This is a genomic window from Streptomyces sp. ICN903, assembly GCF_022015835.1.
Lineage (GTDB): Bacteria > Actinomycetota > Actinomycetes > Streptomycetales > Streptomycetaceae > Streptomyces > Streptomyces fenghuangensis.
The window spans coordinates 1-8909 of the sequence record NZ_JAKMAY010000238.1 but is presented as its reverse complement, the minus strand read 5'-3'; the positions used below and the strand labels follow the sequence as shown (position 1 = coordinate 8909).

General features: G+C 74.2%; 9 protein-coding genes. 2 read left to right on the top strand and 7 right to left on the bottom strand.

The window, feature by feature from the left end:
- Positions 1–61: 61 nt before the first annotated feature.
- A complete protein-coding gene (locus L7D48_RS21495) occupies positions 62–709 on the bottom strand; it encodes a uridine kinase (RefSeq protein WP_237881499.1) in 648 nt (215 codons plus the stop codon).
- Positions 710–829: 120 nt separating this feature from the next.
- Between L7D48_RS21495 and L7D48_RS21490 the strand changes: the two genes are divergently transcribed.
- Entirely contained in the window at positions 830–1297 is a 468-nt protein-coding gene (locus L7D48_RS21490) for a hypothetical protein (protein ID WP_237881497.1), read from the top strand.
- Between the two features lie 70 nt (positions 1298–1367).
- On the opposite strand, the gene L7D48_RS21485 is transcribed toward L7D48_RS21490, so the two are convergent.
- The 3 genes from L7D48_RS21485 to deoC are packed head-to-tail and all read right to left on the bottom strand — an operon-like array spanning position 1368 to position 4709.
- A complete protein-coding gene (locus tag L7D48_RS21485; protein WP_237881495.1) occupies positions 1368–2267 on the bottom strand; it encodes an aldehyde dehydrogenase family protein in 900 nt (299 codons plus the stop codon).
- The gene (locus L7D48_RS21480) at positions 2260–3696 is read right to left on the bottom strand and encodes an aldehyde dehydrogenase family protein (protein WP_237881493.1); all 1437 of its coding nucleotides are present in this window, start codon (positions 3694–3696) and stop codon (positions 2260–2262) included. Before L7D48_RS21480 ends, L7D48_RS21485 begins: the two co-directional genes overlap by 8 nt.
- A gap of 5 nt (positions 3697–3701) precedes the next feature.
- Positions 3702–4709, bottom strand: a complete 1008-nt coding sequence (deoC, locus tag L7D48_RS21475) for a deoxyribose-phosphate aldolase (RefSeq protein WP_237881503.1) — start codon at positions 4707–4709, stop codon at positions 3702–3704.
- 169 nt (positions 4710–4878) lie between these two features.
- Here deoC and L7D48_RS21470 point away from each other — a divergent pair, with 169 nt between their 5' ends.
- Positions 4879–5505, top strand: coding sequence for a PH domain-containing protein (locus tag L7D48_RS21470; protein ID WP_237881491.1), 627 nt, complete (start codon positions 4879–4881; stop codon positions 5503–5505).
- Between the two features lie 49 nt (positions 5506–5554).
- Here the strand turns inward: L7D48_RS21470 and L7D48_RS21465 are convergent, their stop codons facing one another.
- The 3 genes from L7D48_RS21465 to L7D48_RS21455 form a co-directional block, all read right to left on the bottom strand.
- The gene (locus tag L7D48_RS21465) at positions 5555–7219 is read right to left on the bottom strand and encodes a phospho-sugar mutase (protein WP_237881501.1); all 1665 of its coding nucleotides are present in this window, start codon (positions 7217–7219) and stop codon (positions 5555–5557) included.
- 208 nt (positions 7220–7427) lie between these two features.
- Entirely contained in the window at positions 7428–8249 is an 822-nt protein-coding gene (locus L7D48_RS21460) for a purine-nucleoside phosphorylase (protein ID WP_237881489.1), read from the bottom strand.
- Positions 8250–8419: 170 nt separating this feature from the next.
- Positions 8420–8857, bottom strand: coding sequence for a gamma-glutamylcyclotransferase (locus tag L7D48_RS21455; RefSeq protein ID WP_101256430.1), 438 nt, complete (start codon positions 8855–8857; stop codon positions 8420–8422).
- Between the last annotated feature and the right edge of the window lie 52 nt (positions 8858–8909).

Sequence of the window (8909 nt, the reverse complement as noted above, 5' to 3'; positions counted from 1 at the left end):
GAGCACGGGGGTGCTCCGGGAGCGGGCCGGGTCGGCCGGGGGGGGCCGACCGGGCCCGCTCTCACGCGTGTACGGCCCCCCGGCGCTCGCTCCCTCGCGTACGCCCCTGATGCGCGCCGAGCGCCTCGATCCGCGCCAATGCCTCGTCCCGGCCGCAGGCGTGGGCGCCCAGGGCGACATGGCGCGCGACGATTCCGCCCTCGGCGCGCATCAGGGCCCAGCCGCGGCGCACCAGGACGGGCAGCGACTTGCGGCCCTCGCGCACATCGCGCACCAGCCGCCGCCGGAAGGTGGTGGAGGGACGCCCGCGCAGGCACAACGCGTCGGCCAGCAGGCCGAGTTCGAGACAGCGCGCGGTGATCTCGGCGGCGAATATCCCCTCGGCGACGAACAGGCGCGCGCCGCGCAGGTCCAGTGCGTCCTCGCCGGTCCGGGAGCTCGTGGAGATGTCGTACACCGGGACGGCGGCCCGGCCGCTCCCGCACAGGGCCTCGATCGCGGCCACCGCCGCGTCGGCGTCCCAGGAGCCGGGATGGTCCCAGTCCACCCGGTCGCCGCCGGCGAGCCGGGGGAGGGACGGGTCGCCGGCCTCCTTGTAGAAGTCGTCCAGGCGCAGTACGGGCAGCCCGGTGCGGGCGGCGAGCGAGGACTTGCCGGCACCCGAGGGGCCGGTCAGCAGGATCACGCGGGCGGTGTCGTGGGAGCTCACGGAAGACCATTGTCGGCCATCCACGGGTGCGCCGGTGCGCGTGTGCGTGTGACGCCCGGCTCGTATACGCTGCGTCACCGTACGGACACAGTCTTCGAGTTCTCTTGGGTAGGTGTACCGATGACCGCTCAGCGCCGCCGTCACGCACGGGAGAGGCAAGCGGGGAGCAGCGGCGTCCAGCGAGCCCTGCTGCGCGCCGGGTTGACCGTCTCCGCGGTCGGGGCCGCGGTGGCTTCGGGCGCGGGGGCGGCGGCAGCGGCTCCCGGGCAGGGCGCCGAGGCGCCCGTGCGGCTGTCGGGGCTGACCTCGGCGCTCTCGCCGGACTCGCTCGGGCCGAGCGCACGCGGTCTGGCCGAGGGCGTGGGAGCCACCGAGCACGCGACGGCCGGTGCGGTGCGCCCGCTCAAGGACGCGCGGATCAATCCGCTGGCGGGCACGGGCGTCGACCCGCTGGACAACACGGTCGGCACCCAGATCGCCGACTTCAAGCCGGTGAGCACCGGGGCCGTCACGGGGCCGGTCAGCGAGGGAGGCACGGTCCGCACCCTGCCGGTGACGGGCCCGGTGGCGGGGCTGCTGCCCGGCTGAGCGGGCGCCCGGCCGGGAAGGCGTCCGTCCGGGACCGCCCCCCGGGAGAGGAACGGCCCCGGACGGACCGTCAGACCCCGACGGGGTGCCAGACGGTCTTGGTCTCGGTGAAGGCCAGCATCCGCCTGGTGCCGGGGTCGGCCGACCAGTCGGAGGTCGCGTCCGCCGGGCGCAGCACCCGCTTGAGGTTGTCGGCGGCGGCCGTCTCCAGCTCCTTCGCCAGATCCGCGTCCGCGCCCGCCAGGTCGATCGCGTTGACGTCGCTGTGGGCGGCGAGCGGCGCGGCGATCTCGGCCGTCCGCCCGGACAGGACGTTGACCACCCCGCCGGGCAGGTCGGAGGTGGCCAGCACCTCGGCCAGGGACAGGGCGGGCAGCGGCGCCCGCTCGCTCGCCACGACGACGGCCGTGTTGCCGCCGACGATCACCGGGGCCAGCACCGAGACCAGGCCCAGGAGCGAGGACTCCTGCGGGGCGAGCACGGCGACCACACCGGTCGGCTCCGGCGTGGAGAGGTTGAAGTACGGGCCCGCGACGGGGTTCGCCCCGCCCGCGACCTGGGCGATCTTGTCGGACCAGCCCGCGTACCACACCCAGCGGTCGATCGCCGCGTCCACCCGGGCCGCGGCCTTCGCCCTCGACAGCCCCTCGGCGGCGGCCACCTCCGCGGCGAACTGCTCGCGGCGGCCCTCCAGCATCTCGGCGATCCGGTAGAGGATCTGGCCGCGGTTGTAGGCCGTCGCCCCCGACCAGGGGCCGAACGCCTTGCGGGCCGCGACCACCGCGTCCCGGGCGTCCTTGCGGGAGGCGAGCGGGGCGTTGGCCAGCCAGTTGCCGCGTGTGTCGGTCACCTCGTACACCCGTCCGCTCTCGGACCGGGGGAACCTGCCCCCGACGAACAGCTTGTAGGTCTTCAGGACGCCCAGGCGTGCGCGCGCGGCGCCGCCGGTGTTGCCGGACTGCTCAGACATCGAGGTACGCCTCCAGACCGTGACGGCCGCCCTCGCGGCCGAAGCCCGACTCCCTGTAGCCGCCGAACGGCGAGGTCGGGTCGAACTTGTTGAACGTGTTGGCCCACACCACGCCGGCCCGGAGCCTGCCTGCCATCGCCAGGATGCGGGAGCCCTTCTCCGTCCACACGCCGGCGGACAGGCCGTACTGCGAGTTGTTCGCCTTGGCCACCGCCTCGTCCGGGGTGCGGAAGCTCAGCACCGACAGCACGGGGCCGAAGATCTCCTCGCGGGCGATCCGGTGGGCCTGGGTGACGTTCGTGAAGACCGTCGGCGCGAACCAGAAGCCCCGCTCGGGCAGTTCGCACGCCGGGGACCACCGCTCGGCGCCCTCGGCCTCGCCGCTGTCGGCGAGTTCGGTGATGCGGGCGAGCTGCTCGGCGGAGTTGATCGCGCCGACGTCGGTGTTCTTGTCCAGCGGGTCGCCCACCCGCAGGGTGGACAGCCTGCGCCGCAGCGCCTCCAGCAGCTCCTCCTGCACCGACTCCTGGACCAGCAGGCGCGAGCCCGCGCAGCACACCTGGCCCTGGTTGAAGTAGATGCCGTTCACGATGCCCTCGACGGCCTGGTCGATCGGCGCGTCGTCGAAGACGATGTTGGCGCCCTTGCCGCCCAGCTCCAGGGTGAGCTTCTTGCGCGTCCCGGCGACCGTGCGCGCGATCTGCTTGCCCACGGCGGTGGAGCCGGTGAAGGCGACCTTGTCGACGCCCTCGTGCGCCACCAGCGCCGCTCCCGTGGAGCCGTCGCCGGTGAGGATGTTGACGACACCCTTCGGCAGCCCCGCCTGGCGGCAGACGTCCGCGAAGAACAGCGCCGACAGCGGGGTGGTCTCGGCGGGCTTGAGGACCACGGTGTTGCCGCAGGCCAGTGCCGGGGCGACCTTCCAGGCCAGCATCAGCAGCGGGAAGTTCCACGGGATGACCTGGGCGGCCACGCCCAGCGGCCTCGGGTCCGGCCCGTAGCCGGCGTGGGCCAGCTTGTCGGCCCAGCCCGCGTGGTAGAAGAAGTGCGCGGCGACCAGCGGCAGGTCCGCGTCGCGGGTCTCGCGGATCGGCTTGCCGTTGTCCAGGGTTTCCAGGACGGCCAGCTCGCGCGAGCGCTCCTGGATGATCCGGGCGATGCGGAACAGGTACTTGGCGCGCTCGGCGCCGGGCAGCGCGGACCAGGAGGTGAAGGCGCGGCGGGCGGCTGCCACGGCGGCGTCCACGTCCTCGGCGCCGGCGTGGGCGACCTCCGTCAGGACCTCCTCGGTGGACGGCGAGACGGTCTTGAAGGTCCTGCCGCCCGCGGCCTCGCGGAACTCACCGTCGACGAACAGGCCGTAGGAGGGGGCGATGTCCACCACGGCGCGGGACTCGGGCGCGGGGGCGTACTCGAACATGGGGCTCATCGTGATCAGTCCACCGTCACGTAGTCGGGGCCGGAGTAGCGCCCGGTGGTCAGCTTCTGGCGCTGCATCAGCAGGTCGTTGAGGAGACTGGAGGCGCCGAAGCGGAACCAGTCGGGGTGCAGCCAGTCGTCGCCGAGGACCTCGTTCACCATCACCAGATATTTGATCGCGTCCTTGGCGGTGCGGATGCCGCCCGCGGGCTTGACCCCGATCTGGGTTCCGGTGGCGGCGCGGAAGTCGCGGACGGCCTCCAGCATCACCAGGGTGTTCGCCGGGGTGGCGTTGACCGCGACCTTGCCGGTGGAGGTCTTGATGACGTCGGCTCCGGCGAGCATCGCCAGCCAGGAGGCGCGGCGGATGTTGTCGTAGGTGGACAGCTCGCCGTTCTCGAAGATCACCTTCAGGTGCGCGTCCTCGCGGTCGGCGCGGGCGCACGCCTGCTTCACGGCCCGGATCTCCTCGAAGACCTTCATGTAGCGGCCGGAGAGGAAGGCGCCCCGGTCGATCACCATGTCGATCTCGTCGGCTCCGGCCAGCACCGCGTCGCGGGTGTCCGCCAGTTTGACGTTCAGCGCGGCGCGGCCGGAGGGGAAGGCGGTGGCCACGGAGGCGACCTTGACGTCCTGCCCGCCGCCGGCGTCCAGGGCCTGCCGGGCGGTGGCCACCATGTCCGGGTAGACGCAGATCGCGGCGACCTTCGGCACGGTGCGGTCGGTGGGATCGGGGTTGACGCCCTTGGCGCACAGCGCCCGGACCTTGCCCGGGGTGTCGGCGCCCTCCAGGGTCGTCAGGTCGATCATCGAGATGGCGAGGTCGATGGCGTACGCCTTCGCCGTGGTCTTGATCGAACGGGTGCCGAGCTGGGCCGCGCGGGCTTCGAGGCCGACCGCGTCGACCCCGGGCAGGCCGTGCAGGAAGCGGCGCAGCGCGGCGTCGGAGGCGGTCGCGTCCGCCAGTGCGGGGGGCGCGGCGGGAGGCGGTGCGGCGGGTGCGGTGGGAGACGAGGCAGGCATGGTCACCAGAGGAGCATATCTACGCGCGTAGCAAACTGTCATCCCCCTCCCCGTATCCCGGCCGGACGTACGGCGGGCCCACGAGCGGGCCGGTGAGCGGACCCGCGACCGGCCCGTGAGCGTCCACCGGCCGGACACCCGTGCGGCGCGGTCGTGCAGAATCGGAGGCATGAGTGAGCAGACCGGGTACGCGGACCACACCTACCGCTCGACCATGGGGATGGTGGGGGGCACGCTGCTGATGGCGCTCGTCGTGCTGCTCGCCGCCGACGGGATCGTCAGCGGCGAGGGCCGCACCCGGTGGCTCTCGCTGGCCGCGCTGGTGGCCCTCGTGCCGCTGATCTTCGCCTTCTCCCTGCGGCCCGCCGTGTACGCGGGGCGCGAGCGGCTGCGGGTGCGCAACCCCTTCCGCACGATCACGCTGCCGTGGGCGTCGGTCGAGGGCGTACGGGCCGCGTACTCCGCCGAGGTCTTCGCGGGCGACGGCAAGTACCAGATGTGGGCGATCCCGGTCTCGCTGCGCCAGCGCAAGAAGGCGCTGCGGCAGAGCCAGGGGGGCGGCAACTCCTCGGTGAACCTGTCGGGTCACGGATCGGTGTTCGCCACGGGGCTGTCCGGCGGCAGCGGCTACCGGGCCCAGGCGGACCAGGCGATCGACGAGATCCGCGCCCTGGCCGAGCGACACGCCTCCGACGAGGGCGCGCAGGGCGCCCCGAGCGTCCGCTGGGCCTACGAGGTCCTCGTCCCGGCGGTGGCCGGCGGGGCGGCCCTGCTGCTCCTGCTGTTCCTGGGCTGACGGCTTCCGGCCCCGGGGCGCGCCCCGGGGCCGGAGAACGCCGCCGGGCTCAGATCCCCGCGGCGGCGGCGAGGTCCGTCCTGAGGGCGCCCAGTACCTCCCGCGACGTGGCGCGGGCCGCGGCCAGGTCCGAGGCGTCCGCCACGGAGACGACCACCTCCAGGTAGCACTTCAGCTTCGGCTCCGTGCCGCTGGGGCGGACGACGATCCGGGCGCCGGCCACCCGCTGCCGGGGGTCGCCCGCCAGCCGGTAGCGCAGGCCGTCCGTCGGCGGCAGGGCCTCGCTCCCCCGGCTCAGGTCCTCGGCCGAGGTGACCGTCAGACCGGCCAGCACGGCGGGCGGCGCCTGGCGCAGCCGGCGCATCGCACCGGCGATCACGGACAGGTCCTCCACCCGCACCGAGAGCTGGTCGGTGGCGTGCAGCCCGTACTCCACCGCGATGTCGTCCAGCAGCTCCGTCAGGGAGCGCCCGCTCTCCTTCAGCTCGGCGGCCAGCTCCGCGACGAGCAGTGCCGCCGTGACGCCGTCCTTGTCGCGCACGCCCTCGGGGTCGACGCAGTAGCCCAGCGCCTCCTCGTAGGCGTAGCGCAGCCCGTCGGTGCGGGCCAGCCACTTGAAGCCGGTCAGCGTCTCGGCGTACGGCAGGCCCGCCGCCTGTGCGATGCGCGACAGCAGGGAGGAGGAGACGATCGTGGTGGCGAAGGCCCCCCGCGCCCGCTTGTGCACCAGATGGGTGGCCAGCAGCGCTCCCACCTCGTCGCCGCGCAGCATCCGCCAGCCCGCGTCCGCCTCCGGGTCGGGGACGGCCACCGCGCAGCGGTCGGCGTCGGGGTCGTTGGCGATCACCAGATCCGGCCGGTGCTCGCGGGCCGTGGCGAAGGCCAGGTCCATCGCCCCGGGCTCCTCCGGGTTGGGGAAGGCCACGGTCGGGAAGTCCGGGTCGGGATCGGCCTGTTCGGCCACCGGCACCGGCACGGGGAAGCCCGCGCGCTCGAAGGCGGCGGCGACCGTCGCGCCGCCCACGCCGTGCAGCGAGGTGTGGACCACCTTCACGTCCCGGGGCCCGCCGGGGGTGAGGATGCCGGCCGCGCGCTCCAGGTAGGCGTCCACGACCTCCTCGCCGAGCACCTCCCAGCCGGACTCGGCGCGCGGGACGTCCGCCAGGGAGCCGATGGAGGCGATCTCGTCGGCGATCTCCCCGTCGGCGGGCGGCACGATCTGGGAGCCCCCGCCGAGGTAGACCTTGTAGCCGTTGTCGCGCGGCGGGTTGTGGCTGGCGGTGACGGTGACGCCCGCGACGGCGCCCAGGTGCCGGACGGCGAAGGCCAGTACGGGCGTGGGCAGCGGGCGGGGCAGCAGGGCCGCCCGCAGGCCGGCGCCGGTCATCACGGCGGCGGTGTCGCGGGCGAAGTCCTCGCTGCGGTGGCGGGCGTCGTAGCCGACGACGACCAGGCCGCCGTCGTGTCCGCGCGCCCGCAGGTAGGCCGCGAGCCCGGCGGCCGCGCGGATGACGACCGCGCGGTTCATCCGCATCGGGCCGGCGCCCAGCTCCCCGCGCAGCCCGGCGGTGCCGAACCGGAGGGTGCCCGAGAAGCGGTCCTCCAGTTCCTCCAGGTCGCCGGCCTCGATGAGGGCGGCCAGTTCCGCACGGGTCTGCGGGTCGGGGTCCTCGGCCAGCCAGGACCGCGCCTGCGCGGTCAGGTCCTCGTGCACGGTTGCCACGGTCTCTTCCGCCTCTCGCGTGTCGCCTGTGGGGCGGCGCCGTACGCCGCTCCCGCTTCGCTGCGCTCCGGCGCCGGTGGGCGCGCGGCTCTCGGTGTCCACCGGTACCCGGACTCCTCCCCCGGCCCGCCCCGGGATGGGCCGTCCGGGGGCCGGGGGAGGAGTCCGGGACCCGGGGCCCGTACCGCCGGGCGCCGGATCAGATGCGCCGCAGGACGCTGTCCAGCAGCGAGCCCATCCGGGCGGCCGAGTCGCGGCCCGCCTGGAGGACCTCCTCGTGGTTGAGCGGTTCGCCGGTCATGCCCGCGGCGAGGTTGGTGACCAGGGAGACGCCCAGCACCTCGGCACCCGCCTCGCGGGCGGCGATCGCCTCCAGGACGGTGGACATGCCCACCAGGTCTCCGCCGATCGCCCGGACCATGCCGATCTCGGCGGGCGTCTCGTAGTGCGGGCCGGGGAACTGGACGTAGACGCCCTCCTCCAGGGTGGCGTCCACCTCCTGGCACAGCGCGCGCAGCCGCGGCGAGTACAGGTCGGTGAGGTCGACGAAGTTGGCGCCGACGATCGGCGAGACGCCGGTGAGGTTGATGTGGTCCCGGATGAGGACCGGCTGGCCGGGGCGCATTCCGGGGCGCAGTCCGCCGCAGCCGTTGGTCAGTACGACGGTCTTGCAGCCCGCGGCCACGGCCGAGCGGATCCCGTGGACGACGGACGCGACGCCACGGCCCTCGTAGTAGTGGGTGCGGCCGAGGAAGACCAGCGCCCGCTTGTCGCCGAGGCGGTGCGAGCGGACCTTTCCGGCGTGGCCCTCGACCGCCGGCGGCGGGAAGCCGGGCAGGTCGGTGACCGGGAACTCGTGTTCCGGCTCCCCGAGCGCGTCGGCGGCCGGCACCCAGCCCGAGCCCATGACCAGGGCGACGTCGTGGGTCTCCGCGCCGGTCAGCTCGCGCAGGCGCGCCGCCGCGGTGCGGGCGGCGGCGTACGGGGCGCCGGAGTAGTCGGTGGTGGCAGAAGCGTTCACGCCGATGAGGGTAGCCGGTAATCGCCTACGCGCGTAGACGGGTGTCGGGGGAGCGGTCCCGGAAGCGGTCGAAAGCGGACCCGGGAGGGTCGGAATGTCCTGAAGCGGACAGAAGTGGCCGGAAATCGACCCGCGGCGGCCCGTCCGGCGGGGGCTCGTCCGGGCCGGCCTCAGCAGGGGCGCTTGCGCAGCTCCGTCACGTAGTCGTGGGGCGCCCCGGCCGACTCCGCCGCGTCGGCGATCTCCCCCAGGTAGCGGGCCGAGGGCAGCCCGCCCTCGTAGCCGTTGAGGACGTAGCACCAGGCCGGCTCGTCCCCGTCCAGGGTGTGCACCCGCACCCGCATACGGCGGTAGACGTCCATGCCGACGCCCTCCCAGCGGTCCATGGAGTCCTCGTCCATGGGCGCGATGTCGTACAGCGCGACGAACACGGTCGCCTTCGGGGCCTCGACGATGGTCGCCAGCGAGCCCTCCCACCCCATGTGCTCGCCGCCGAAGGTCAGGCGCCAGCCGCTGAGCCACCCGGTGCCGCGCAGCGGCGAGTGCGGGGCGCGGCGGGACATCAGCCGGGCGTCGAGGTTTCCGGCGTATGCGGCGTAGAGCGACATGCGACGAGGGTATAGGCAGCGGCCCGGGCCGCCCGTGCGCACCGCCCCGTGC

Bases quoted from the DNA above. Each gene is read 5' to 3' on its own strand.
- L7D48_RS21490 (WP_237881497.1), top strand. From the start codon at position 830: ATGACCGCTCAGCGCCGCCGTCACGCACGGGAGAGGCAAGCGGGGAGC.
- L7D48_RS21485 (WP_237881495.1), bottom strand. From the start codon at position 2,267: ATGTCTGAGCAGTCCGGCAACACCGGCGGCGCCGCGCGCGCACGCCTG.
- L7D48_RS21480 (WP_237881493.1), bottom strand. From the start codon at position 3,696: ATGAGCCCCATGTTCGAGTACGCCCCCGCGCCCGAGTCCCGCGCCGTG.
- deoC (WP_237881503.1), bottom strand. From the start codon at position 4,709: ATGCCTGCCTCGTCTCCCACCGCACCCGCCGCACCGCCTCCCGCCGCG.
- L7D48_RS21470 (WP_237881491.1), top strand. From the start codon at position 4,879: ATGAGTGAGCAGACCGGGTACGCGGACCACACCTACCGCTCGACCATG.
- L7D48_RS21455 (WP_101256430.1), bottom strand. From the start codon at position 8,857: ATGTCGCTCTACGCCGCATACGCCGGAAACCTCGACGCCCGGCTGATG.